Raw genomic sequence first — 23,461 nt, 5'->3', positions numbered from 1 at the left:
GTAGATGTAAGATGGCCGTAGAGAACGTCTTGCTGGTAACAATAGACAGCCTCCGATACGACCGAGCGCTAGACTCCGACAGATCGATGAACCCCGCGCCGACTCTCACCTCACTCGCTGCGTCCGGTCATTCGTTCACGGAGGCGTACGCAAACGGTCCCAACACGCCGTCGAGTTTTCCGACCCTTCTCACCGGAACCTATCCAATGATGTACGGCGGCTACCGCTACCTTGACGAACGACGCCCTGCTCTCTCGTCCACGCTCCGAGACGCAGGCATGACCACCATAGGGTTTCACTCCAATCCGCACCTTGGTCCTGAAAAAAATTACAACAAAGGTTTCGATGTATTCAACGACGGTGCTGAGTCTGACGACGAGGCGTTCACAATCAAAAACCTCGTCGACGAGTACGTTCCTGCCGATTCGCAACTTTACAGCCTCCTGCGACGCGGCTGGCACTATCTGACGATGGCAACAGACACCTCAGCCTACGCTCCAGCCGCGGATATAACCGATCGGGCAGTAGAGTGGATCCAGACCGACTGGGACGGCGAGACGCCTTACTTTATGTGGCTACATTATATGGACGTCCATTACCCATTCACACCCCCGGAGCGCTTTCTCAAGGAGATTGGGGTCGATCCACTTTCAGCCCGCAGAACGGCGGATCTAAACGGCCGTATGCAGGAGGATCCCAACTCGCTCACGACCGAGGACCGGGCAGATCTGCTTGATCTATACGACGGTGAGATCCGATACATGGACCACAACTTGGGCCGTCTGCTTGAGCAACTTGAGGCCTGCGGTGTCCGCGAGCAGACCGCCGTGATCGTTACCGCGGACCATGGGGAGGCCTTCGGCGAACACGGACGTTACGGGCACCACCCGTACAACTACGACGAGCTGATTCACGTCCCACTAGTGTTTGACATCCCCGGTCGCAACGGCCCTCAGATCGATCAGCAAGTTTCCCTGATCGATGTCCCGCCGACACTGTACGACCTAGTCGGCATAGATACCCCTGACACCGTACAAGGTCGTAGTTTCATGGATACCATGGATGGTGACGATGGTACTGAGAACGAGGAACACGTCGTCCTCTGTACTTCCCGTGGCGGAGACATGCTGACAACTCGGACGCCCAAGTGGAAACTCTTCTGGGAGCGTGAGACCGACGAAGTTGAACTGTACGACATCGCGTCGGATCCGAGCGAGACTCGAGATATCAGCGACGAGAACCCGGCTGTCGTCGATCGATTCAAATCCTTGCTTGAAAATCACATCGCCGAGGCGAAGGCGACCGACACCGACCTCCCAGAAGTTGAAGAGAGCGATGAAGTGAAACAGCAGCTTGAAGACCTTGGGTACGTCGACTAGTTCTCAGAGGGGTAGTGTTCAGATAAGCTGATTCCATGCGAAGGCGAACGATCTCAACCACTCGTCAGCAGTTTCTGCTTCGGCGTTGCTAAAACAATTTGAGAAACAGACAGTTCTACGTTTTAGCTCACGGAAGACACGTTCGACGCTATTCCGATTTCCATGTCGTTCGTATCTGAAATCGAGGCCATGTTTTTCACATGCTCGGTGAAGTGGAACCGCACCATCAACGAGAAAGATCGCGTCATCCACGTCGTGTTTTTCGCGGAGTTCCGCGAAAAACTGATCTGCGATCACGTTCGTTCTTGTCGGCTCAAGCTTTGTGTGGAGTAAATCGTTTGAGTCGGGATCGACAGCAGCGTACAGCCAATATTGTTCATCGTCAAGCTGAATCACCGTTTCATCAACCGCAACGTGATTCGGGCTCCGACCAGATTCCGGCTGTAGATCGGCCTTGTGAACATAGTTGTGAACAGTGGATCGAACCCGATCAACACCAAATATCTCAAGAAACGAAACAGTATTCGAAAGCGATAATCCAGCAAGGTGGAGCTGAATACTGAGCTTCATCGACAACTTCGGTGTTGCTTCTCGCTCCACAAACTCTAAGCTGATCTCGTCTAAAAAGCCGCTGAGGCGGGCGTTTTCGGGCATGAATCACTTTGAAAACGCACCGCCTCACGTTTCAATCCTTATCTGAACACCGACCTCAGAGGTACCCCAAGTCCTTCAAGCGGTCCTGGATTTGTTCTCCTTTTGATTCACCGGTCTCACCGGCTCGAATTTCACGCCGCTCGCCGTCTAGGACCGCCCACGGGACCTCGACCAGCGATGGGAACCGGAGTCGAGGTTTGTGACCGCCGATGCCCAGCAGCTCAGAAAAACCGCTCGCGTAAGCTTGGCCGTGATCCGCAGTGACGACAGTTTTTCCGGGAATGGCCTCCATGACATCATCGACGAACCGCATAACGTACTCCAGATTTTCGGCGTAGGCTTGCCAGTACTCGGACTTATTTTCGTGGTCGTCACCGATCTCGCTCCCAATGAATGGCCCGTGAGGCTGCATGAAGTGGACGATTAGACGCTTATCGTCAAAATTCTTGTAGGTCTCAATGGCAGCATCTCGGACAGCTTCAGGGGGCACGACGCCAGTCCGCTCATCAGTATCGGTCTCCCACAACTCGACGATGTGGTGAAAAGCGTTGCTGGCCTCGAGTGACGTGTGCGGGTTCGCAGATATGTACACTGTATCGCCGAAGGACTGACCTTGGAAGTTTCGGCGAGTCCACTCGCTGGAGTGACTGCCAAGACTAACCTGCGTCTCGTACTCGTCGAAACGGTCAATCTCAACAACGCGCTCGAAATAGTCTGCCCGACACGCGTCGAGGACAATCAACGTGTCCCAGTCTTCATCCATAACACGGACCGCTTCGTCGTACCCCGGATATCTAGGGTAGAGCCTAGTCGCAGTACCGAAGATGAACGGAACGAACACGCGATTACGCCACCAGTTGACGGAGTTCCAGTTCTTACCTACTTCGGTGAGAGCGTCTCGCGGGTCAATACTCATTGCCCATCGATGTCCGACCTGCTGATTTATTTGTATTGATTTGCTAGGGAGTCACTTATTTGCGAGACGACGGATCAGCCAGTCGAGTCGTGACAGACTGAGACCATACTGCTCCTCTGCTGAACGGATGAGCATGACCTCTGTCGGGGTAAGCCCGAAAGCGACCAGTACGGCGGCAACATAGACAAGTCCGGTCATTACCGTAACCCCCACCAGCCAGAGGAACGTTGTTGGGATCGCCGGTGCGAGAAATGCCCAGACAACAGCGAGGAAGGGCATTCCGAGCACGAGAGGTCGAACCGATCCCCAGGTCAGCGGCGTCTTATCCAGTGTGAGGTATACCTGAATTGCCGCCAGTCCGTCACGGAGCATGAACGATACAACTGTGGCTATCGCTGCCCCGGTGATACCCATTTGTGGGATCAGCGCGAAGTTGAGCAGGATATTCGTGACTGCTGCGATAGTGCTGTTAACCGAGAGGATCTGTGATCGCCCGACAGCCTCGAGGATGGAGTTGTGTACACTCAGGACGTTTTTTGCTGCGAACCCGACTGCGAGGATTGACAGAACTATCCCGCCGTCGGCGTACTTCGACTGGTAGATGATCACAATGAAATCAGTTGCGAACACGCCGAGCGGGACGAGCGCACAGACACTCATGACGAGAAGCCACCGGACGACCGTGTGAAACAATTCCATGACGCCGTCGACGGCTCCTTGTTTCTCGAGCCTGCTCGCGATGGGCGTACTCAGGAAATTAAAAGCCGTCGAGAATAGCCCCATAAAGCTTGTCGCTGCGTATGCGACCCCGTATATGCCTGTCGCAGCATCAGTCAGAAAGTACAGGATCAAGAAAATGTCAATGCTCCGGTAGACGAATCCAGAAATACCGCTAATCGTAAACGGTAATGAGTACCGAATTACCTCTGCTGTGCGGTTGGGATCGAGGGCAGATCGTGACTGTGGCAAGGTATGGTACAGAAGCGCCAGGCCAACGAATCCGCTGATCACGTACGGGACAGCGTAGGCTCCAGCGATCCCGATCTGGCCCAACCCATATAGAACGGCGACGACGACGAGCGAGATGCGTGCCACCGGATGGACGATATTCTTCACCATCACCCAGTACGTTGAGCGCTCTTGTCCTCGGATGCCGCCCACGGCGAGGTTGAGAACCGTAGCAAACGGAATCGCAGCGCCAAATATACGAATACTAACCGTGACGTTCGGGTCGCCAAATATCTCTGACGCTATGAACGAGGCGTTGAGTGCGATCGTCGCCCCGAGCGCCGTCGACGAAGCAACCGAGATGAGTACCAATACGGTCACTAGCGTCCGTTTTTTATCCGCTTCGACCCGCGGTAGGTACCTTGTGAGCCCAGACGCCAAGCCCAAGCCGCCGGCGATTGCTCCAACGTCAAGCAGTGCTGTCCCGGCGGTCAGGCCCCCGAAGTCTCCAACTGAAAGGTATCGGGCCGCAATTACCTGTGCCACGAAGGCGATGAACAATTGTAGTACCAGCCCGAACGTGATCACACTCGCCCCTTTGACGACATCACGAATCGCCTGATCGAGGTCGCTCATCGCATGACCACTCGATCTAGGTAGCGTTCGTATCGCTCGTACAGTTTGTCCCAAGAAAACTCGGCCTCGACCGTAGCCCGACCGTTCTTTCCGAGATAGTCGGCGAGCATGTCCTTGTTGGCCAGCCGGTCCAGCTGCGTCGCCAAGCCAGCTGGATCGTGGGCGTCACACAGCAGTCCAGTCTCCTCGTTCCTGATCACTTTCGGGACTCCGCCAACTCGCGTCGCCACAACGGGAGTCGCCGTCGCCTGCGCTTCGAGGATAACCCGTGGCAACCCTTCGGTGTGAGAAGGCAGCACGAATATGTCGAACTCGTGGTATAAAGCGGGGATCTGCTCGTACGGTACTGACCCGAGGAATGTCGCTTGATTTCCAAATCGATCGGCCAGTTGGTTTCGTCTTGGACCATCACCAGCCACTAGCAGGTGCCACTTGCTGTTCGCCTGATTCAGAGCGGCCGCTAGATCATCAAGTCCTTTGTACGATTGGAGGCCGCCAACAAACCCGAGCTTGAGCGTATCATCTGTTGTATCAGCACTATCGAGGCGGTTTCTAAATCGATTGGCGAGTGGCTCTGGAATCGTATCGGGGTGAAAACGATCCACATCGACAGCGTTGCGTACGTCGAAGATTCGTTTGGCGGGTACACCTTGGTTTCGAAGCTGATTGCCAATATGTTCACAGACAACAAAATAACCGTCGTGTGGTGCCCGCAAGCGTGCTGAAAACGACGCTAGATCAAGGCGATCATACATCCTGTTGACAGGTGGATCTAGGCTCGAGCCTACATGGACGACATGAGGGACACCCAGCCGTCGTGCTGCGATCAATCCCGGTATATATGTCTTACGTGTCTTTGACACGAGTACATCTACGTTATGTCGCTTCCCAGCTTGTACTGCGTGGGTAACTGTTCGGAGCGGCCCTTCGACAATCCGAAATCGAGGAGAGATTGATACTTGAAATGGCCGCTCAGGAGTGTTGTTCCAGTCAAGGAGTGTCACATCATGACCTCGCTCGCGGAGGCCGGTGACGACATTACGGACATGGATTGCGCCCCCTCGAACCATCGCGCCAGTAAAAGAGATAGATTCCTCGGTTAGATATAGGACGCGCATGTAATGAAAGCCGGATAGGGAATTAATATATCTCGCGGTATTTACCAGTGAGATAGAGACTTATCAGCGCTCACGTCGTCACAGATATGATTACTCACCTCGTGTAGTGACTTTCTGGACCAAGAGCTGCGGATTCTCACTTCAATCACCAGTTCCTGACATGGACCACTCGAATGTTGACTGCTGTGTTTTTATCCTAACCAGGTCAAGCAAACAGATCTGATAACCAAGTACATTCCATGTGGCTCACACTGGTCCAATACACGTTGAAATTCGACGCTCTTCCGAAGCAGATTGTTGGTTGGGTAGAGCTGTCGCTGTGAAAGCGTAGCGGGCAAGCGTGACGCGAACGCGTCACCCGAACATAATGTTCCCATTTGAATTGCTGAGCTCAGAGGCGAGCGCCGCAAACCTGCTGGAGCAGGTTCGCTGGCGCGAGGGCCTCTGCCCGCGCTGCCGGTCTGAATCGGTGATCAAACACGGCAGCTATTGAGAGTACCAACGGTATCTGTGTAAGGATTGCGACCGCACGTTCAACGACAAGACCGGCACGATCTTCGCGCACGCGAAGATTGGCCTCAAGCTGTTGTTCGCGTTCTACTCGCTCCTCCGGTTCAACACGAGTATCCGCCAGCTAGACGCTGAAATCGACGTTTCGTATCGCTCGCTCTGCTGGCGCGTCGAGCAGTTCGCCAGAACGCCCGACGCGCCAGACATCTCTCTCGTTGGCCCGGTTGAGATCGACGAGTTCTACGTTTCTGCCGGGAAGAAAGGCCGCAAGCGCGACCGAGGGTCGCACTCGCGTGCGCTCTCGAAACGCGGACGAGGAACGCATGAAGAGGACAAACCGCCGGTATTCACGCTCGTTGATCGCGGTACCGGTCAGCGGTACATCGTCCCGGCGAAATCCGCCGACGAAGCGACGGTACGACTCTTTCTCGACAACCACAAGGAAGAGTCGCTGACTGTCTATACGGACGGATTTCGGGCCTACGATCCGCTTGACGGTGACGAGAACTTCCACCGAGAAGCAGTTATTCACGGTGACGGCGAGTACGTTGATGGAGACGCGCACGTGAACACGTGCGAGAGCCACGCGTCGCTGGCGCGACGGTGGCTCTCGCCACATCGAGGCGTCTCAAAGAACAAACTGACAGCGCATCTCAGACCGCTCCAACTTCAGCGACGAATCCTCCGCAAACCGAGAGGAGAAGCACTGAAACAGATTATTCGAGAACTTCTCTGACTCACCAACAACGTACTTCACCTATGAAAGCCTGCTAGCTCAACAAACCACGTCTGCGATACTATATTTTTTGCCGGGATCGATCCGATCTTGATCACGAAAGAGAGACCGCAAGCAGGCACCGTGGTGGTTCAGGAACCAGCCGGCAGGCGGTCAGAACGTGAAGGGACAGCTGTAGCTTACGACCGCTGCGGCCGGCCGATGAGGGCCGCCGGGCCGCGGCCTTCAGGCACTCACCTCTGGTGAATCATACACTTCCTCACGCTCCAGCATATGGAAGATTGACACGAGCAGTTTTCGCGCCGTTGCGACGATTGCTATCTGATGATTCTTCCTCTGTTTCAATCGAGGGTAAAACCGTCCAAGATACGGATCGTTACACCGGTGAACCGCTGTTTAAACGCACTGAACGAGGATCCAGCGTAATTCTCCACTTTCGCGCTTCGAGATTGAACCTTCCGTCCGCGAGTCCCCTGACTCGCGGACGGCCGGATCCAATCCCAGGTAACTCACCACCTGCTTCGCCTCATCAAATCGGTCGATCTCACCGATCTCCGAGGTGATCAGCAGCGACGAATAGAAACTTACGCTAGGAATCGTCATCAACAGCTGCGCCTCCTCAAGAGACGAAGCAGTTTCTTCGATCAACGATTCGAGTTCCTCGATCCGAGCGGTTAACTCGTCGATGATCGAGAGGAACGACTCTATCGACTGATCGCCGACGACCCCGAGCGAGACATCCTCGCCGGCGCGGATGTCTCGCCCGTTCACACTGAATGGATCCCAGTCGTAGGTGATCCCGTGTTTGTCGAGGAGAGCGTGGACTTCGTTTTTGAAGTCCGTACGTTTCTCAACTAATCGCTTCCGGCCGCGCACAAGTGCGCGGCGCTGTCGGAGCTCTTCGGACGGAATATAACTCTCAGCGATCATGCCGGCTCGGCGAAGTTGCGCGAGCAACTTCGCGTCGGGCCGGTCGTTTTTCACCTCAGCATAGCCGATCGCTTTGGTTTGGCTCGGATCTGCGACAACCACGTCGAGGTGTTCGTCGAGGGTGTCGTAGACCGTGTAGTAGTTGCTGGTTGCTTTGATCACCTCTTTAGCTCCGGCGTATTCTTCGGCAACTTCGTCGAGCTTCGCGTTTTTGACACGAATCTATTCGACAACCTCGGCATCATCGTCCAAAACAGCGACGTGTGATTCGTCCTTGTGAAGGTCGATTCCGAGGTAGTACATGGTGACCTCTGGAGTGGGAGTGCATGGAGTAGAGACACACCTATTCGGGCTTGCCGCCCGTCTGTCGGACAGACAGATGGGCGGCGTCCCATGATGCGGCTTCCTTGGCACGTAGACTAATCAAGAGCACGCGTTCGAAGACGCCTGTGTAGCATCGGCCTTTAGCACCCCATTCTTACTCCATGCGCTGGGGACTTAGCAGGCTTTCATCCCATCAAGAGCGAAATTCGAAGCTTGTTTTCTACCCTTCCCATTCTTTTGTGCCTTGCTCTGCTCTCAATAGTTCTTGAACTGATGCCGCCACACACGCTTTTATTCTCCATTTAAGCTGCTCTCCCGCATCCGAAATATCAACCCCGAACTCTCCAACCATCGTCTCGTTGCTCCGCGGATTCTCGACCAGTTCCACGTCCACGTCGATCCCACACTCTTCCGACGCCGTTTCCCGCACAATCTCCGCGACCTCCATCACGCTCATATCCTCGTCACTAGCAATTTCATACGTCTCCGTCCCGGTCTCCCCACGCTCCAACTGCCCCAACAGCCGCTCCGCGCTCCGCACGTATGCCCGCGCCACGTCCTTCACGTGAACGAAGTTCCGCGCCTGCGTCCCGGGCTCGTACACCGTCAACGTTTCACCGGCGAGCGCCCGGTTCACGAAGAAGTTGATCACGGTCGGCTTCCCAACCTCTGTTCCGTCAACCCCGTGTTCGCCGTAGAGGTTCGACTTCAGGAAGAGATGCGCCGGGAACGCGCCGTCCGCGAACGACTCAATCGACCGCTCGCCGAGCAACTTCGTCCGCCCGTACCAATTCAACGGATCCCGCGGCTGGTCGGCCGTGATCGGGAACTCCTCGGGATCGCCTAACACGGCCATACTGAACGGGAAGGCCAACGCTGCGCCCGTCTTCCGGCAGAACCACGCCACGTTGTTCGTCCCGGTGACGTTCACCTCGTACGCGAGGTCGGGGTTCTTGTCGCAGTCGTCGACGCCGCTGATCGCCGCGAGGTGACACACCACGTCCGCGCCAGCGAGCGCGTCCTCCAGCCGGTCCCGGTTCCGAACGTCCACGTGCTCGATGTCGACGTCGCCGATCGAATCCACCTGCCCGCGATACTGGTTGTCGATCGCGATGAGCTCCCAGTCGGGATACGCCTCCTGGAACTCCACGACAACGCGACTACCGATGTAACCGGCCGCGCCCGTCACCGCGACCGTCGGCGACTCGATTTCCTTGTTGCCAGTCCCACCGTCCGTCTCCGTCTGTGTCGTGTCTGTCATGCTTGGGTCGCCTCCGTACCGGTCAGCTCGTTCGCGATATCCCGAATGCCCTCCCGCAGCGTCCACTCCGTCTCGAAGCCGGTCTCGGCCAAGCGGTCGAAGTTCACGTGATACGAGGGGCCGGGCTGTTCGTCCTCCAAGTACGTCACGTCCAGATCGCGGTCGAGCTCCTCGCGGACGATCTCCGCAATCTCCGCGATGCGGTAGTTGCCCTCGTTCGAGCCGACGTTGTACACCCGCTTGGGCCACGCGTCCGGATCCAAGGCGGCGTCGAGGTACGCTCTCGCCGCGTCGCGCACGTGGATGAACGGGCGCCAGTTCGAGCCGTCGCCGTACACCGTCAGCGGCCGGTCGGTGAGCCCGCGGAAAACGAAGTGGTTCACCACGAGGTTGAAGCGGACCCCCGGCGACCAGCCGTAGTTCGTGCTCATGCGGAGCGCGGTCGCGTCGAAGTCGTACGCCTCGACCGCCTCGTCGAGCAGGCGCTCGCAGGCGACCTTCGACTCGGCGTACGGGTTGAGCGGGTTCTGCTCGGTCGTCTCGTCGATGTCGCGGCTCGCCGCGCGGCCGTAGTTGTTACACGAGGAGGCGACGACGACGCTGTCGACGTCGAACTTCCCCGCGGCCGTGAGCACGTTCTCGGTGCCGTCGCGGTTCACGGCGAACGTCTCCTCGCGCCGGTCGTGCGTCGACGCGGCGCCGGTGATCGCCGCGAGGTGGATCACGGCGTCGACGCCGCGAGTCGCGCTCTCGACGGCGCCGTACTCCCGCACGTCGCCGCGGCGGAAGTCGAGCCGGTCGCCGACGCAACCGGCGAGATGTGCCGGCGAGCCCGCCGCCAGCGAGTCGAGGACGACGACATCGCTCACGCGGGAATCGTCGAGCAGGCGCGGGACGAGCGCGCTCCCGATGTAGCCGCAGCCGCCGGTGACGAGGACGCGCCGGCCGTCGCCGCGGGCGGCGTCGGTCTCGCCCGACTCACTCATCGGTCAGCACGCCCGGCAGGAACCGGTCCTCGTGGGCCGCGATCCGGTCCCGCTCCTCGACGAGCGTCCCGAGCACGTCGCGGATACCCGCTTCGAGCTCCTGCCGCTGGCCGCCGACCAGGTCGAGGAACCGCTCGTTCTCCATCTCCATCTTGTGTTCCTCGTCCTCCTCACGCGGGTTCTCGTAGTGTTTCACCTCGGCGTCGAGGTCGAACTCCGCACCAACCTCGGCGATCGTCTCGGCGAGTTCGACAATCGCGATCGGCCGGGTGACCTGATTGTACACGTCGATGCCGTCGTCGCCGGAGTGGCCCTGCTCGACCAACCGAACCAGACTTTCGACGGCGTCTTCAAGACTCACCATCGGCTTGCGCTGTTCGCCTTTCCCGTACACCGTGATCGGGTAGCCGGCGACGGCCTGCGCGCAGAACCGGTTGACGACGGTGCCGAAGTAGTAGTCGAAGTCGAACCGCGTCGGACTCTCGTGGGCACGCGTCTCGTCGCTCTCGGTGCCGTAGACGATGGCGGTCCGCACCTCGCTCATCGGGAAGTCGAACTGGGACTCCGCGAGCCGCATGTTCGCCGCATCAAAGGACTTCGTCTGGTGGTACCAGCTGCCGCCCATCGCCGGGAACGGCACCTCATCAGAACCGTCCTTCCGGTCGACCTCCAGCCCGCCTTCGGGAATCGGGAAGTGCGGCGCCCCGTAGATACCGGTGGTCGTCGTCTCGATGAAGTGTGTGTTCGACAGGCCCGTCTCGTGGAGCCCGTGAAGCAGGTTCAGCGTCATCGAGACGTTGTTGCGCTGGGTGTACAGCGCGCGCTCGCCGTTGATTGACGAGTAGGGCGCGCTGGGTTGGGCGGCCGCGTGTAGCACGGTGTCGGGTTCGTGGGTGTCCAGCAGTTGGAGCACGAAGTCGCGGTCAGCGAGGTCGCCCTCGACCAAGCTGAGGTTCTCGACGCGCTCGAAGCGCTCCTCGGGGCTCTCGATTCGCGTCGCGGAAACGCTCCCCGACTCGGCGACCCAGTCGCGCCGCGAGAAGTCGTCGACGCAGAGGATGCGCTCGTCGAGGCGATCCGCTAGTCGCAGCGCGGTCGGCCAGCCGAGATAGCCATCGGCACCGGTGAGTAGGACCGTCATGGTTACTCGATAGTCGAGTAACTACGAGTAAAGGCTTTCCGGTTGATCCTGTTCGCTGGTAACGCCCCATTCAGAATCGCGGCGGTCGCCTCACTCCCTAACGGTATCGCTGGCTGATGGGTCTGGGTCAGCTGGAACGCTCTCATGGCGCCACAGTAGGTCGAAATACTGCCACATCCCGGCTACGAACGATGGGTTCTCGGTGACGGCGGCCTGTCGATGGTGGTTCGGCACCTCTTCTTGTTCGACCATAAGCAGTCCTTGGCCCGACTCATACGAGAGACTCGGATCAGCGAACGTACCCCGCCATGGCAGCATGCGGTCGCTAACGCGGACAGTAACTGACGGGAACTCGTTGGCGAGCAGTTCACGGATCTCGGCCTGCCGTTGCCGATTGTCTGGCGACAACGAGTCGGGATGTAACAACAGGACGTCGACCGTGACGCCGCGGTCAACCGCATTTCGGATCGCAGGCCGGACCGCGTCAATGTACCCAAAGCTCTTCGAAAGCACGTACACCGCCTCCGCTGCGTCGCGAAAGAGCCGCCGCGTCTCCTGTTCGCTCGGCTCGCCCACGTCGACCACGTGAAATAGGTCCTCTGTCGGGCTGAGTTCATCAACGCCGCGGTCCCGGACTGGTGTGTATTCATCAACGAACGCTTCCTCGACGGCCTCAACATCCTCACGGAACCGCTCATATGCGTGCCGACGGTTTTCGACCGCCCGCTCAGCGATCGCTGCCGGCTCGTGTGGCTCGTACTGTTTCGGCCGACCCGGAATCACCTTCACGTACCCCGCCTCTGAGAGCGCGTCGAGTACGCCGTAGATCCGCGCCTTTGGGATGCCAGTCGCCTCAGCGAGGTCGGGCGCTGTTGTCCGCCCCAACAGTAGCAGTTCCTCTAAGGCGTCGGCCTCGTACTCCGTCAGATCAAGCAACGAAAAGAGGTCGTCTGCGGAATCAGCCATGGATGTTCGTGCTCATTCGTTCCGTAAGTACGTACTGGTGGCGCCGGAACAATTATGTGCCACCGTCTAATACGGTTACTCAGAAAATGAGTAACCATACGCCCTCTGAAGACGACGACGCTCACCTCGCAGACATTCCTGATGGAGCGGGCTGTACTGAGATCTGGGAGCGCCTCTCGGACGATCGCGATGAAAATCCTTCTGGAGAGTAGGCCGCCACCGATTACGAACTGACGGCCGTCTACAGGCGGAGCAGGCCGAGTGCCTCGGGGCTTGACCCCGAGGGTGAAGGCCGTACGCTCCGCTAAACGTGTTCCGTTCGCTCGATATACTGTTCAATAGTGCCGGTCGAAACATCGCCTGCCGTCCCAACGTAGTACGATTCCTCCCAGAATCCACCGCCCCACAGGTAGTCTTCCAAGAACGCTTCGTGCTGTTCCCACATCTCCCGCGCTGTGATGCTTTTGACCGTCCGTACAATCTCGCTCGGTGAGTGCTTCGGGTGAGCGGAGACAAACAGATGTACGTGGTCGGGCGAGATGTGTAGCGACAGTATCTCGTAGCCGTATTCGTCGCACACGTCGCGGAAACTTGCTTCCAGCGATTTCTCGATTGGTGCGAGTATCGCGTGGCGGTACTTCGGCCACCACACGAAGTGGTAGTTGACGTTGTACACCGTGTGGTTAGACCGCTTCTCACCCATACAGACAGTACTTGGACAAGAATTAAGTATTTCAGTAAGAGTGTGAGATGACGAAACGACTGTCCGTGGACTTCGAGGACGATGTGTACAAGGAGTTCTCGAAGAAGTGCATCGAGGTTGACGAAACCAAGTCCGACGTAGTGCGCGGACTCGTCAACGACTGGCTCGACGAATCCGGAGGATGACCGACGCACAGGCCCTCGTCAAGACGCTGGACTTCCAACTCGACATCCAGAGTGACAACGGGGGCCTGCTATACGATGCCACCCTCGAAGCCCGCTCAGTATACAACGAAACTATCCGACTCGCCAAAGATGGCGTGGACTGGGACACCATTCCCGACCGAGTAGCCGACGACGCTAACCTCGTGAAGAACACGACTCAGCGCGTCGTCGCCAAAGCACTCGGAGCGATGGAGAACTACTACGAGTACGACGACTTCGGCCAGCCAAGTCACACCAAGGACGGTGCGTACCCGCTTCGTGCGAACTACGAGGAAGGGTACAATCTGTCGCTCACCGATGGCGGTGACGTGGTGTTCCGCATCAGCGCGAAGCCGTACAACCACGTCAGGGGCGTCCTCAAAGGAAGTGACGCCAACCTCGACATTCTCCAGACCGCACTCGAAAGCGACGAGTGGAAGATTGGGACGGCTGAAGCCCTGTTCCACAACGATACCCCTGAGTTGCACGTCAACGTCACCAACACCGAACAGACCGTTCGAGGCAAGCAGGACTCGCGGACGGTCGTCGGTGTGGACGTGAACGAGGACAACGTAGCCCTCACCGCTCTGTCCGAAGATGGCGTTGAGGACACGTTGGTCATCAGCTTCCCCGAAATCAAGTTCGAGCGTCACCGCTACTTCACGATGCGGAAGCGTGTGCAGAACGCGGGGAAAGACAGCATCCACGACACCCTCAAAGGGCGCGAAGAACGGTTTGTCCGCGATCGACTCCACAAGGTGTCTCAGCATATCGTGGAGTGGAGCCGTCAGTTCGAGAAACCGTGTATCGTCTTTGAAGACCTCAAAGAGATGCGCGACAGTATCGACTACGGCACGCGAATGAACCGACGCTTGCATCACCTCCCCTTCCGCGCTCTCCAGTTCTATACGTCGTACAAGGCGGCTTTCGGAGGCATTCCGACCGCGTGGATTAACCCCGGGTACACGAGCCAGCGGTGTCCGATGTGCGGACACACGGAGCGTGCGAACCGCAATAAGAAGCGGTTCAAGTGCAAGGACTGTGAACATCAAGACCACAGCGACCGTGGTGCAAGCGTCAATATCGCCGTGAAAGGCAGCAAGAAACTCGATTGGAATGTGCCTGCTCTCAACAGCCTTCCCGTTGTTCGGACGGTGCGACGGCAGGCATCGGGGGCCGTGGACGCCCCGACCGTGACCCACGACACCGCTAGAGGGTATCAGACCGATGGTGTCGTGGGAGTGTCCGACTGACCCACGGGAAGCCTCGGGGCTTGACGCCGAGGCGGTTCACCTGATCTAGTGTACAGTCCTCCTCAAGCGCGGTGAGCGTCTGGGCCACTTGTTGTAGATGAACCCGCGAATGCGGGGCAGCCGCAAGTAGCAACAAGACGGCCCGCTTGCGATGATGGCTCAGCAAGTAGAACACGTCATCATCGCGGAGCAGTGAGAGTTCCGACCCCTCGCCGGGTCCGTCGTACGTCTCGTCACTCATCACGACGGTCTGTAGTTGCTTCACTCGAACCCCCCAGATCGCTGACCCGTCCGTCGTGGAGACAGATATCCTCAACTGGTTCACGGCCGACCGGCCGCCACGTACAGCCGGTCCACTTGTCTTCGATCCGCCACCAGCCCGGGCCGTCCGAGCGTGGTTCAAATCGTGTTCGACATCGACCTGCGCGTGTAGGCGTGTACTCGATCGCGAACGGTTCGTCATCTTGCTTTTCATTGTTGACGCCGCTGTCCGGCGTCTGTTCTGTATGGTCGCTCATCACATAGCGAGATTTTCTTGTCAGCCCGCTACCCCCATCGGGCTTATAAACAGGACTCTCAGAGGATATCTCCTGAAACAACTTACAGCTCACGCGGATGCGGCCGAGCCTGACCCTTCATCGCGCGGCAGGCCAAACTCAAACTCAAGCCGGACCGTGTCGTACGGGACATACGGTTTCTTCGCACGACCCCCCTCTTCGAAGTGGATGATGTCGTACTCAGCCAGCAGGTTGAGATCGTCGTGAACATCGTGTACGTCACGATCGAGTCGGTCGGCCGGTGAACGGATGCTCTCCGGTGGTCGCTCCATCACCTCTTCGAGTAGCTCCATCTGCCGATCCGTGAGAAGCTGACGAAGCCGAGCACGATCTTCGAAGTTGACGACGTGTGGGATATCATCGCCCTGTTCCCACTGTTCAGCGCGATTTACTGCCGCCGCCTGCGCCTGTTCAGCTGGGAGCGAGGTGATACGCAGCGTCGATGGAAACTCGACCTCCTCGCGAGCCTTCCCCGCGTCGTCACCGTTGCTGCCGTCGAACGAGAGCTCGCATCGGGGGTCGAAACGCACCCGTATCTCGACACGGCCCTCACGGCCCTCGACGCAACCGTCCCGGTCGTTGCGCCGTCACTCGCGGCGGCGCGTATCGAAGCGGAACTGCGTGAGACCCTCGATCCGGGAGAGACGCAAGCGCTGGCGGTCGCCGACGCGAGCGACGGCACGATAGTCACCGACGATGGCGACGCACGCGAGATCGCGAGCCGACGCGAAGTGGCGGTGACCGGGTCGATCGGCGTTCTCATCCGGGCCATCGAGTCAGGCGACCTCGATGCGGAGACCGCAGATACGCACTTCAAACGCTGGATCGACGAGGCGGGATTCCGATCGCCGGCCCGCGAATTCGCTGCGTTTCTCGATCGGTACTGAAGATAGGGTCATCCCTGTCGTACATATATAGCCGCCGCGTCGAGAGGTTCAGAATCTCCTGTTGGGCGCCGGACGGACGTCAATATCTGGGCACCGTCGGCCCAACGCCGATCGGAGATCGCAAGGTCGCTCACCTCGATATCGAGACTTAGAAGCGATCGACTAATCCACGACGGACCGATTGAGTTGCCAGTCAAGTTCGAATACCAGCGATTCAGGCCGTCGGACAGCTCGTCAATACTGAGTGACTCCCCCTCCGCGTGCTCGGTGAACACGGAGATGAACTGTGCGACGGCAGTCTCATATGCCTCTCTCTGTGAGCCGTCCGTCTCCAAGAGCTGGAGGTCGCGGATCGTGTCATCGTCTGCGTAGCAGATCCGCACCTCCGTGTTGATCGTGTCTGGATGAGCGACGACCGTCTCAGCGATCTCGACGGCCGCCGTGATATCGTTGAGGCAGGGTTCGATCCGCCACACCTCTGTCCTCTCAAGCAGACTCTCGATGTGATCGACTCCATCGTCTTCGAGCGCGGTCGTGGTAATTTCCGATCCGGTAACGTGCGATACGGTGTGCGGTTCTTTCGACATCTCCCGCATAGTCCGTGTGAGGGACTTCCGGGCCGCGTACTTTTCGACTGTCTCAGCTGTGTGCTTGCCGTTCATCGGCACTCGAAGGATCAGGCCATAAACACATGCGGGTTATGACGGATCGAACATCGCCGATCGGTCGACACATTCATAGATCCCCATACTAAAAGTACTGTTTCACGATACTGGTGAAAGAATGGATATCGACGGTTACACAACCCTTTAGGGACCATTTTCACCTGATCTCGTAGTCGTTGTCACGGGCGCCGACGTCCTCGCTGTTGCCCGTCCGATCGGGGAGGTAACACGGGCCGTAGCTTGCTCCAGGGAACACCGGCGCCTCGATGTCGAGGGAGCTTCGACGGTGCAACAGCAGCAGCCGATCACGCAACTCCCGGACGAACGGTTCTCGCCGCGCGCCGAGCGTTGTCTCGAGGTCGATCGCCGGGCCGCTCATTGCGGATCCTCGCTCGTCGTCGGCTGTGCGTTTGTCGTCGATGCGACTGTCGTCGAGGTGGGTGGGTTCGTCATTGGATGTTCGAGGGAGTGGTGAGCGATCTGTGCGACTCGCGACGGCTGGTCGGGGTGAACGCTCGCGACTGCCCATGGGTGCCAGTTTTGACCCGCCGGAAGCGACGTATGCCTTCGTGGCTGGAGCTCCGTCTGAACACCACGGACTTCCACAAGAGTAGCTGGCCGCCGAGACGGCACCAGCGGCTTCGAGGTGGAGCTGCCCCTGCCCTGTATGAACCCCTTGCTGGTGGAGCGTGAGTGACCGACCGGCGCTGGCGCCGCGTCGCCGGTGCTCCACCGGCGGTGGCCATCCACCTGGACGGCAACCACTCGACCGAGATTGCGGACGGCACTCAGACGGCGATCGTAGCTATTCGCCGAGATGCCGGCTCGCTCGATCAGGTCGGTCCGACCGAGCGGCCGGCCGGCGCGAAGCAGGGCGGCGTACAGGGTGGTGGCCGTCGGCGTGAGATCGGGCCGGAAGCGCGTGGGCGGGAGCGTGGCCGCCGCCCGTTCCACGTCGAGACACATCGGCGTCCGAGACTCGTTCAGCGCTCGCAGGAGGCTCGCTACAACGTCGTACGGACACGCTCTTGGGGTCGTGTCCGACAGGCCGAACGAGCGCAGACACACCCGAACTAGCCGCTGGCGCTCGCGGGCGGTCTACTGAACACTGTGGCTCATCGCAATTTCGTCGATCACCCGCCGGATGGCGGGGTAGGTCATCCCGTCGACGACCGGAATCTCGAGAGTCGGTGCGGCTTCGGTGCCATCGGCGATCGACTCGCGGACCGTCGTGAGCTCTGTCGAGAGGGTGTCAGCGATCTCGTCGCGGAGCTCAGTGACCGTCGGACCGGTGAGCACCCACGACATCGTGAGATCCATCGTCGCGTTGCGATCGATTTCGGAGGGGAGCCGCCGGCACAGCTTTGCGGGCCGGTCTTCGAACAGCATCCGGTACCCAGAGTGGATCCCGTAGACGGACTGTTTGGGCGCCGTTTTGGCGAGGAACCCACAGAGGTCCGCACGCCGAGTCTCGTTGCGAGCGAGCGCGTCGGTGTCGGGGATCCTGATCGTCGTTGTGAGATCGATGCCGACCGCGTGGTACAGCTGCGTCGCCGAGGCGATGAGGCTGTGGAGATCTTCAAACAGTTCGCTGCGCGCGGCGGTGTCATCACTCCCTATGAGCGCGGCGACTCGTTCAAGGAGGCGGTCGCGAACGGTCGTGATCCGACCGCGCCACGCCCCGTAGGTGGTTTCCTCGTCGCTGTACCACCCGACTTGGTGGCCCCGGCGGAGGATGCGGTCGGTGGGATACTCGTGGGTGCCTTCATCGATCGCGTCGAATTCGTGGCCGAGTCGCGAGGGCGTCAGAATTGTCGAGAGTGCCTTCTCGCCCAGTAAGGTGCCCGCGAGACGTCCCAAAGTGGCGAGGGGCCCGCCCCACTAGAGGACGATGAGCGTCTCACCGTTTCTGTGACTGAGGTACGCGACACGGCCGTCGTCGAACGAGTGCGGCTGGTCGTCGACGAGCGTGAGCGCGTCGTCGGTGGCGACGGTGGCGAATCGCTCGTGAAGCCGGTGGTCGCAGGTGCGCTCCGGGCCGGTGAGCTACTGGACGTAGTCAGCGTCCGCGTCTGGGTCGCCGGTCGTCGCCAGCCACTCGTCGCTACTGGGAGTCACTTCTGGTCCCCTCCGGTGGGACGACACTGTACTTGTGAGTTCGTGAGGGGTTACAGTAAGACCCCCATCGAGTCGAGGCTGATTCGGGTGAACGAGGGCAGAGTCGCCGTCGAGGCACTCTTGGACGGCCAAGTGGCCCAGATCGGTGAGCCGGACGGTGTTGTGCTGGCCGCGACTGTCGACAGTCGCAAGGCCGCGCGCTTCGAGGTCGAGGACGTACCGGCTGACGGTGCCGTGAGCGATATCGATCGCGTCGTCGTGAGCGAGGTCGCGATAGGCTCGACCGTTGGCGCGCTTGAGATTGCTGAGGAGGCGTCGTTTTCCCGGCTCGCTATCGAGATCACAGATCGCCTCCCAAACCGTATCGACCGTGGTCTCGGTGGGAGTACACTGCGTGGAACGCCTACCCTGTAGGGACCGATCCCGGCGCTCAGTAAGACCGAGGTGAATCCCGGTCCACTCAGGATACCGCTTGGCGAGGTGTCGTCGCACGGCGGGCGAGGCGACGAGTCTCACATTGAATCCGTCGGCGAGCACGGTGATCGCCGCGACTGCGCGGACGCCCGTGAGTCGACCCGTGAGCGTGGTCCACGCCTCGCCGTCCAACAAGAGTGTGAGGACGCGAGGCTGGTCGGCGAGTTCGCGGTGTACTGCGACCGGTCCCTTCGCGAGTGCGCCGAGACCGGCATTGACTGGGCCACGGCCCGTCCCGATGGTGGTGACGGTGTCAGCCAGCTCGTCATGTCGGTGGCGGTGATGCGATGAGCATTCCTTGACGGGGTCATCCTCATAGGTGAGCGCGAGTGCCGTGACCGCGCGGGTGTACGCGACGGCTTCGGCGACATCATCGGTCCACGGCTGGTCGAGATCCTGCCACGCTGGGCAGTTTTCCGAGAGGATTTGTGTACTTGCGCGTCACGGATCTGTGTCGGTAGCGGAGGTACGGATCGTCCGTTCGGTGTGCGGGTGGAGCTCACTGAGTAGCTGTGGAACCCACTCGGTCAGCCGCGGCGAGACCGCTGAACAGACGGGTCCCTCGGTGGAACGCTCCGTCTCATGGCTAATGAGCCGGATCCCCCGCTCACGACCCGCAGGCTGGCGTGGTCCCACGAGCGATCACCGACGAATGTGCTGGTGGGCGACAGCGGCCAGGATCATTCCGATCCTCCACGTGGCGTACCACCATCAGAGCGGGCGTGCTCGCGAACGGCAGTAAGCAACGGCGTTGGCTCCTGCTGTGGTGGGTGGATTGGGGTGCGGGGTGTTGGAGCGGCCGACTGGACGTGCGGCTCCGAGCTCCTTGCCGGACTCCTGACGACAACGGTTGGATCGAGGAGGATGTACGTCGTCGACTGGGTACGCACGTCAGCACAGGTTCCGATGTGACCTATGAGAACCTCCTCGCGAACCCCGCGGGTGAAGACGGTCGGATGTTCGTGACCGTCGCCTCCGCACATGACGTAGCCGATTTCGTACGCGGGGTCACCTGCCGCTCGGTAGGCGTAGGCGGTGACGTCGGCACCCTCCTGAAGCGGTTGCCCGCACACTTGGCAGATCAGGTTGTCGGTATCGAGTGAGATGCGTGCGAGTTGCTGGCGATCTGCGACTGTCCTGTCGGCGGTGGGCCGCGTCATTCGTCCTCCTTCTCCGTGGTGGAAAGATTGCCAGCCTGCCACGCTTGCCGGGCAGACAGTGCGCGTCGAGCCGACTCGGTGAGCCGGTACGTGGTGGTGTCGTAGGTCTGTTTGGCAATGAGGTCGCGTTCTCTGAGAGCCTCAAGTGTGTCACAGCAGTGGGTTCGATCGATACCGTCGGTGTAGTAGTCGGCGAGTGCTTGCCGGAGTGGAGGGAGTTCACTCGGGCCAGTCTGTGAGAGTAGCCAGAGCAGGTCGCGGTGGGTGGCTGAGAGACCGGCGAGTGGATGTGCGGTGTCGCTTTCGGCGTGGGAGTTAGGCATCGTCCCCCTCCACGGTCTCTTCGTCGACACTGCGTGTTTCAGCGCATGTCGTACAGAGTGGGCCATCGACGACAGCGTCGTACCCATCAGCGGTGTTTGTACAACGGCGACAGGTGGTGCTGTTGCTGTTCGATCCGTCAGTCGTCTCGCAGGGCTTAAGCCCCGCAGTTGCCAGCGTTAGCATGGTTCTGTGTTACTGCACAGAACCCGTCCCGGCCGGGTGTTGGAGCACCGCGGTCGGGGTTTCTACACTTTCTCACGAGCCGAAGATTCGTCACTTGGGTTCCGTGATTAATCACATACGCTCTTGTCTTATTAATATGACGGCGACAATTCTAGTAGCCACCAATACTCAAGAGTGCGATCCGACCGTAATATAGACCTTGGAACAACAGAGAGACCTATGAGATATGCGGGTAGTTGGATGACTGCGGCAGATGACCGTATTCTAGAGTATCTATCTGAGCATAAATCTGGGTCACCCACCAAGATGAAGCGAGAAGGTCCAATCCGATATTCACGTCAACAAGTGGATCGGAGATGTAAGAAATTAGCTGAAGAGGGATTAGTCGATCATCTTGGAAATGGGGTCTATGTGATCACTGAAGACGGCGAGGCGTATCTCGAAGGTCGTTTGGACACTGAAGATTGGCGGTATCTCGACGAAGAGACGGGAGATCACGACACGGCCTGAACGGGAAGCTGAATGTACTGATCACGGTGGCTGACCAAACTACCGTGTTCGAAACCAGTACGACTGCGGTGACTCAAAAATGCCTCGTGCGATCTCCACTCTCGGGCTCTAGATCTGGGTCTTTTCGCTGAGGAACCGAATATACTACAGTATCGATTCCACTTGGTCCTCCCACCCTCCTTCACTATAGATATCATCATCGGGTGTATATTCAAACAGACGTACCACAGCATCAATTGATTTGAGTCTGCGTTTGAGTTCAGGTCCTTGATCTGGATCGACGTAGTAGGTCTCCGCAGAGTGGCAGATGAGTTGGTGTTCGAGTAAGTACTCCATCGTTTCGGAAATTTCTCGTTCACTAACAGTCGTCTGCTCGACGATCTCAGGTGGAGTAAAGCGCTCACCGCTGTATCGGACGAGAAAGCTGAGGACTGTATACTCGTCCGTATCAGGAAGGACCGGGAATGGGGTGTGATCATTAGATTCGCTCATACATGTTGGGTTTTATAGTACAGATCCGTGAATCCTAGCATGGTACTTTGATCGCTCAGGAGTATCGTTAGACTGCGATTCCACGACTACTGGAAGCGGATACGATCGGACCCTGTGACCTGTACGGGCTAGCGGAGCGACGGCCCGTTACACTTAGTGTCAGATATGGCACCCACTATTCAAACTAGTTTATAAATAGTATGATTAAGACACGTCACACAAAATCTAATTCAAAATGAGAACGCAATATTTGCTTTCGGAGGCACCGGGACACTACCGGGAGTCACATCCTCGTCCCTACTACATTCCAGAGAAGTTGTCCGTCTAATCCCCAATCGAGATCGATGACGAGTTCACAGCGACGATATCGGACGCGACGTTTCCGCTCGGTCGCATTGATGGAGTCAGTCCAACAACCGATTTCTCGTCGGTGTTGTACACGTCGCTTCTCAGCCTCGAGGCTCTCGAAACTGCCGAAATTGAAGGCGCAGATGTCGATATGGATGAGGTGTACGCGTATCACACACGAGGCAAGTCCGGCGACACCGAGAATGTAAGTCGTGACTTACAACAAGCACTCAACGCTGAACAAGCTCTCAGAGACGGGGCTGATGCGATCAAAAGCGGAGTGTCGATCTCGGTAGCACTACTCAAATCCCTCCATGAAACACTTCTCAAAGGGGTCCGGAATGAAGGTGAAATTGTCGGAGAGTGGCGAGATAGCGACGTTCACATTCCGTCACCACACCGAAGTCAGTCGCCGTTTGTCCCGCCGCCAGCAAGTACCGTCACAGAGTTAATGGACTTACTGGAGGCGTACATTCAGATAGGGGGCGAGTATCACCCGTTAGTTGACCTGGCGATCACTCATTACCATTTCGAGACAATTCACCCCTGTCAGATGTCAATGGGCGCCTTGGACGCATCTTGATCGTGTTACAACTCCTCGAGGCCAGCTATCTGTCCGATCTGTATCTCTATCCGAGTGCCTATTTCAATCGGAACAAGCAGGAGTACGTTGTAAAGATGCGGGCGGTCAGCGAAGAGGGCAACTGGCGTGACTGGATTACGTTCTTTATTGACGGCATTGAAGATCAAGCCCGCAATTCCTACGAGCGGACGTTCGAGCTGATCGAACTTCGCCGAGAGTACGAAACATAATATTCGGCTCAAAAGACGAGTCACAAACTCGTGTGAAATCTATTCGAGCTTCCCTACTTCACTGCGAACGATATTACGGAGCGATTTAATGTGAGCCGACAGACAGCCTACAACTCGATCGAAGAAGTCGAAACAGAGGGCTTGATTATCGAGGTAACTGGCCAACAGCGCAACCGGGAGTACAAAGCAGTCGACATCTTCGATATCCTAGAGCGCGCCCCACACCGTTGACTGGGTTTCCGGAGGGTTCCGGAAACGGTGTGGTT

23 protein-coding genes and 3 pseudogenes are annotated in these 23,461 nt (G+C 58.4%); 9 read left to right on the top strand and 17 right to left on the bottom strand.

Annotated features, from left to right (window positions below; translation table 11 throughout):
• Positions 1–11 precede the first annotated feature (11 nt).
• On the top strand, positions 12–1,379 hold the full coding sequence (locus tag B9H04_RS02415) for a sulfatase (protein ID WP_080508543.1): 1,368 nt from the start codon (positions 12–14) through the stop codon (positions 1,377–1,379).
• Positions 1,380–1,397: 18 nt separating this feature from the next.
• On the opposite strand, the gene B9H04_RS02410 is transcribed toward B9H04_RS02415, so the two are convergent.
• Genes B9H04_RS02410 through B9H04_RS02395 form a run of 4 tightly spaced genes read right to left on the bottom strand, consistent with a single transcriptional unit; the run spans position 1,398 to position 5,603 of the window.
• The gene (locus B9H04_RS02410; RefSeq protein WP_080508542.1) at positions 1,398–2,033 is read right to left on the bottom strand and encodes an IS6 family transposase; all 636 of its coding nucleotides are present in this window, start codon (positions 2,031–2,033) and stop codon (positions 1,398–1,400) included.
• A 55-nt stretch (positions 2,034–2,088) separates the two neighbouring features.
• On the bottom strand, positions 2,089–2,949 hold the full coding sequence (locus B9H04_RS02405) for an alkaline phosphatase family protein (protein WP_139835023.1): 861 nt from the start codon (positions 2,947–2,949) through the stop codon (positions 2,089–2,091).
• 51 nt (positions 2,950–3,000) lie between these two features.
• Positions 3,001–4,533, bottom strand: a complete 1,533-nt coding sequence (locus B9H04_RS02400; protein ID WP_049929726.1) for a flippase — start codon at positions 4,531–4,533, stop codon at positions 3,001–3,003.
• The gene (locus B9H04_RS02395; RefSeq protein WP_080508550.1) at positions 4,530–5,603 is read right to left on the bottom strand and encodes a glycosyltransferase family 4 protein; all 1,074 of its coding nucleotides are present in this window, start codon (positions 5,601–5,603) and stop codon (positions 4,530–4,532) included. Before B9H04_RS02395 ends, B9H04_RS02400 begins: the two co-directional genes overlap by 4 nt.
• Positions 5,604–6,018: 415 nt before the next feature.
• Here B9H04_RS02395 and B9H04_RS02390 point away from each other — a divergent pair.
• Positions 6,019–6,897: pseudogene (locus B9H04_RS02390) on the top strand (IS1595 family transposase).
• Between the two features lie 225 nt (positions 6,898–7,122).
• Here B9H04_RS02390 and B9H04_RS02385 read toward each other — a convergent pair.
• The 5 genes and pseudogenes from B9H04_RS02385 to B9H04_RS02365 all read right to left on the bottom strand — a co-directional run bounded on the left by B9H04_RS02385 (position 7,123) and on the right by B9H04_RS02365 (position 12,505).
• Positions 7,123–8,130, bottom strand: a pseudogene (locus tag B9H04_RS02385) (IS110 family RNA-guided transposase).
• A 241-nt stretch (positions 8,131–8,371) separates the two neighbouring features.
• The gene (locus B9H04_RS02380; protein ID WP_049929724.1) at positions 8,372–9,412 is read right to left on the bottom strand and encodes an NAD-dependent epimerase/dehydratase family protein; all 1,041 of its coding nucleotides are present in this window, start codon (positions 9,410–9,412) and stop codon (positions 8,372–8,374) included.
• Entirely contained in the window at positions 9,409–10,398 is a 990-nt protein-coding gene (locus B9H04_RS02375; protein WP_049929723.1) for an NAD-dependent epimerase/dehydratase family protein, read from the bottom strand. The genes B9H04_RS02380 and B9H04_RS02375 overlap by 4 nt, the downstream gene beginning before the upstream one ends.
• Positions 10,391–11,539: an NAD-dependent epimerase/dehydratase family protein gene (locus B9H04_RS02370; protein WP_049929722.1), complete on the bottom strand. Its 1,149-nt coding sequence runs from the start codon at positions 11,537–11,539 to the stop codon at positions 10,391–10,393. Before B9H04_RS02370 ends, B9H04_RS02375 begins: the two co-directional genes overlap by 8 nt.
• Positions 11,540–11,629: 90 nt before the next feature.
• A complete protein-coding gene (locus B9H04_RS02365) occupies positions 11,630–12,505 on the bottom strand; it encodes a TrmB family transcriptional regulator (RefSeq protein ID WP_049929721.1) in 876 nt (291 codons plus the stop codon).
• Positions 12,506–12,591: 86 nt separating this feature from the next.
• On the opposite strand from B9H04_RS02365, the gene B9H04_RS19395 reads away from it, so the two are divergent.
• Positions 12,592–12,717, top strand: a complete 126-nt coding sequence (locus B9H04_RS19395; protein WP_276325162.1) for a hypothetical protein — start codon at positions 12,592–12,594, stop codon at positions 12,715–12,717.
• Between the two features lie 92 nt (positions 12,718–12,809).
• Here B9H04_RS19395 and tnpA read toward each other — a convergent pair whose 3' ends face one another.
• Positions 12,810–13,208: an IS200/IS605-like element ISHez3 family transposase gene (gene tnpA, locus B9H04_RS02360; RefSeq protein WP_049929720.1), complete on the bottom strand. Its 399-nt coding sequence runs from the start codon at positions 13,206–13,208 to the stop codon at positions 12,810–12,812.
• Positions 13,209–13,255: 47 nt separating this feature from the next.
• Here tnpA and B9H04_RS02355 point away from each other — a divergent pair, with 47 nt between their 5' ends.
• Together B9H04_RS02355 and B9H04_RS02350 are read left to right on the top strand one after the other, a co-directional pair.
• Positions 13,256–13,393, top strand: a complete 138-nt coding sequence (locus B9H04_RS02355; RefSeq protein ID WP_080508541.1) for a plasmid partition protein ParG — start codon at positions 13,256–13,258, stop codon at positions 13,391–13,393.
• A complete protein-coding gene (locus B9H04_RS02350) occupies positions 13,390–14,664 on the top strand; it encodes an RNA-guided endonuclease TnpB family protein (protein ID WP_049929719.1) in 1,275 nt (424 codons plus the stop codon). Before B9H04_RS02355 ends, B9H04_RS02350 begins: the two co-directional genes overlap by 4 nt.
• Before the next feature lie 607 nt (positions 14,665–15,271).
• Here the strand turns inward: B9H04_RS02350 and B9H04_RS19500 are convergent.
• Positions 15,272–15,658, bottom strand: coding sequence for an HVO_A0114 family putative DNA-binding protein (locus tag B9H04_RS19500; RefSeq protein WP_080508549.1), 387 nt, complete (start codon positions 15,656–15,658; stop codon positions 15,272–15,274).
• On the opposite strand from B9H04_RS19500, the gene B9H04_RS18530 reads away from it, so the two are divergent.
• Complete coding sequence (locus B9H04_RS18530; RefSeq protein ID WP_162141804.1) at positions 15,569–16,108, top strand: twitching motility protein PilT; 540 nt, start codon at positions 15,569–15,571, stop codon at positions 16,106–16,108. The two genes, B9H04_RS19500 and B9H04_RS18530, sit on opposite strands and share 90 nt — an antisense overlap.
• 8 nt (positions 16,109–16,116) lie before the next feature.
• On the opposite strand, the gene B9H04_RS02335 is transcribed toward B9H04_RS18530, so the two are convergent.
• The 3 genes from B9H04_RS02335 to B9H04_RS19495 all read right to left on the bottom strand — a co-directional run bounded on the left by B9H04_RS02335 (position 16,117) and on the right by B9H04_RS19495 (position 18,633).
• Positions 16,117–16,770, bottom strand: coding sequence for a hypothetical protein (locus B9H04_RS02335; RefSeq protein ID WP_049929717.1), 654 nt, complete (start codon positions 16,768–16,770; stop codon positions 16,117–16,119).
• A 160-nt stretch (positions 16,771–16,930) separates the two neighbouring features.
• Positions 16,931–17,152 (bottom strand): hypothetical protein, encoded by a 222-nt coding sequence (locus B9H04_RS02330; protein WP_049929716.1) that lies wholly within the window; start codon positions 17,150–17,152, stop codon positions 16,931–16,933.
• A 719-nt stretch (positions 17,153–17,871) separates the two neighbouring features.
• Complete coding sequence (locus B9H04_RS19495; RefSeq protein WP_321163281.1) at positions 17,872–18,633, bottom strand: hypothetical protein; 762 nt, start codon at positions 18,631–18,633, stop codon at positions 17,872–17,874.
• Positions 18,634–18,684: 51 nt separating this feature from the next.
• On the opposite strand from B9H04_RS19495, the gene B9H04_RS19490 reads away from it, so the two are divergent.
• Positions 18,685–19,305, top strand: a complete 621-nt coding sequence (locus B9H04_RS19490; RefSeq protein WP_321163280.1) for a hypothetical protein — start codon at positions 18,685–18,687, stop codon at positions 19,303–19,305.
• A gap of 740 nt (positions 19,306–20,045) precedes the next feature.
• Here the strand turns inward: B9H04_RS19490 and B9H04_RS02320 are convergent.
• Both B9H04_RS02320 and B9H04_RS02315 read right to left on the bottom strand, forming a co-directional pair.
• The gene (locus tag B9H04_RS02320; RefSeq protein ID WP_080508540.1) at positions 20,046–20,525 is read right to left on the bottom strand and encodes a hypothetical protein; all 480 of its coding nucleotides are present in this window, start codon (positions 20,523–20,525) and stop codon (positions 20,046–20,048) included.
• Positions 20,522–20,848, bottom strand: coding sequence for a PadR family transcriptional regulator (locus tag B9H04_RS02315; RefSeq protein WP_080508539.1), 327 nt, complete (start codon positions 20,846–20,848; stop codon positions 20,522–20,524). Before B9H04_RS02315 ends, B9H04_RS02320 begins: the two co-directional genes overlap by 4 nt.
• A 403-nt stretch (positions 20,849–21,251) precedes the next feature.
• Here B9H04_RS02315 and B9H04_RS19060 point away from each other — a divergent pair, with 403 nt between their 5' ends.
• Positions 21,252–21,542 carry a winged helix-turn-helix domain-containing protein gene (locus B9H04_RS19060; RefSeq protein ID WP_080508538.1) on the top strand — a complete coding sequence of 97 codons (291 nt, stop codon included), beginning with the start codon at positions 21,252–21,254 and terminating at the stop codon, positions 21,540–21,542.
• Positions 21,543–21,686: 144 nt separating this feature from the next.
• On the opposite strand, the gene B9H04_RS02305 is transcribed toward B9H04_RS19060, so the two are convergent.
• Complete coding sequence (locus B9H04_RS02305; protein WP_080508537.1) at positions 21,687–22,034, bottom strand: hypothetical protein; 348 nt, start codon at positions 22,032–22,034, stop codon at positions 21,687–21,689.
• A gap of 235 nt (positions 22,035–22,269) precedes the next feature.
• On the opposite strand from B9H04_RS02305, the pseudogene B9H04_RS19555 reads away from it, so the two are divergent.
• Positions 22,270–23,426: pseudogene (locus B9H04_RS19555) on the top strand (Fic family protein).
• Positions 23,427–23,461: the final 35 nt, after the last annotated feature.

This window comes from Halorubrum ezzemoulense DSM 17463 (genome assembly GCF_002114285.1).
Taxonomy (GTDB): domain Archaea; phylum Halobacteriota; class Halobacteria; order Halobacteriales; family Haloferacaceae; genus Halorubrum; species Halorubrum ezzemoulense.
The sequence above is the reverse complement of the archived record's forward strand: the minus strand, read 5'-3'. Positions and strand labels throughout refer to the sequence as shown.

Bases quoted from the DNA above. Each gene is read 5' to 3' on its own strand.
- B9H04_RS02400 (WP_049929726.1), bottom strand. From the start codon at position 4,533: ATGAGCGACCTCGATCAGGCGATTCGTGATGTCGTCAAAGGGGCGAGT.
- B9H04_RS19395 (WP_276325162.1), top strand. From the start codon at position 12,592: ATGAGTAACCATACGCCCTCTGAAGACGACGACGCTCACCTCGCAGAC.
- B9H04_RS02355 (WP_080508541.1), top strand. From the start codon at position 13,256: ATGACGAAACGACTGTCCGTGGACTTCGAGGACGATGTGTACAAGGAG.
- B9H04_RS02315 (WP_080508539.1), bottom strand. From the start codon at position 20,848: ATGCCTAACTCCCACGCCGAAAGCGACACCGCACATCCACTCGCCGGT.
- B9H04_RS02415 (WP_080508543.1), top strand. From the start codon at position 12: ATGGCCGTAGAGAACGTCTTGCTGGTAACAATAGACAGCCTCCGATAC.
- B9H04_RS02380 (WP_049929724.1), bottom strand. From the start codon at position 9,412: ATGACAGACACGACACAGACGGAGACGGACGGTGGGACTGGCAACAAG.
- B9H04_RS02370 (WP_049929722.1), bottom strand. From the start codon at position 11,539: ATGACGGTCCTACTCACCGGTGCCGATGGCTATCTCGGCTGGCCGACC.
- B9H04_RS02320 (WP_080508540.1), bottom strand. From the start codon at position 20,525: ATGACGCGGCCCACCGCCGACAGGACAGTCGCAGATCGCCAGCAACTC.
- B9H04_RS02395 (WP_080508550.1), bottom strand. From the start codon at position 5,603: ATGGTTCGAGGGGGCGCAATCCATGTCCGTAATGTCGTCACCGGCCTC.
- B9H04_RS02365 (WP_049929721.1), bottom strand. From the start codon at position 12,505: ATGGCTGATTCCGCAGACGACCTCTTTTCGTTGCTTGATCTGACGGAG.
- B9H04_RS02410 (WP_080508542.1), bottom strand. From the start codon at position 2,033: ATGCCCGAAAACGCCCGCCTCAGCGGCTTTTTAGACGAGATCAGCTTA.
- B9H04_RS02305 (WP_080508537.1), bottom strand. From the start codon at position 22,034: ATGAGCGAATCTAATGATCACACCCCATTCCCGGTCCTTCCTGATACG.
- B9H04_RS02405 (WP_139835023.1), bottom strand. From the start codon at position 2,949: ATGAGTATTGACCCGCGAGACGCTCTCACCGAAGTAGGTAAGAACTGG.
- B9H04_RS02335 (WP_049929717.1), bottom strand. From the start codon at position 16,770: ATGAACGGCAAGCACACAGCTGAGACAGTCGAAAAGTACGCGGCCCGG.
- B9H04_RS19060 (WP_080508538.1), top strand. From the start codon at position 21,252: ATGAGATATGCGGGTAGTTGGATGACTGCGGCAGATGACCGTATTCTA.
- B9H04_RS02350 (WP_049929719.1), top strand. From the start codon at position 13,390: ATGACCGACGCACAGGCCCTCGTCAAGACGCTGGACTTCCAACTCGAC.
- B9H04_RS02330 (WP_049929716.1), bottom strand. From the start codon at position 17,152: ATGAGCGGCCCGGCGATCGACCTCGAGACAACGCTCGGCGCGCGGCGA.
- tnpA (WP_049929720.1), bottom strand. From the start codon at position 13,208: ATGGGTGAGAAGCGGTCTAACCACACGGTGTACAACGTCAACTACCAC.
- B9H04_RS02375 (WP_049929723.1), bottom strand. From the start codon at position 10,398: ATGAGTGAGTCGGGCGAGACCGACGCCGCCCGCGGCGACGGCCGGCGC.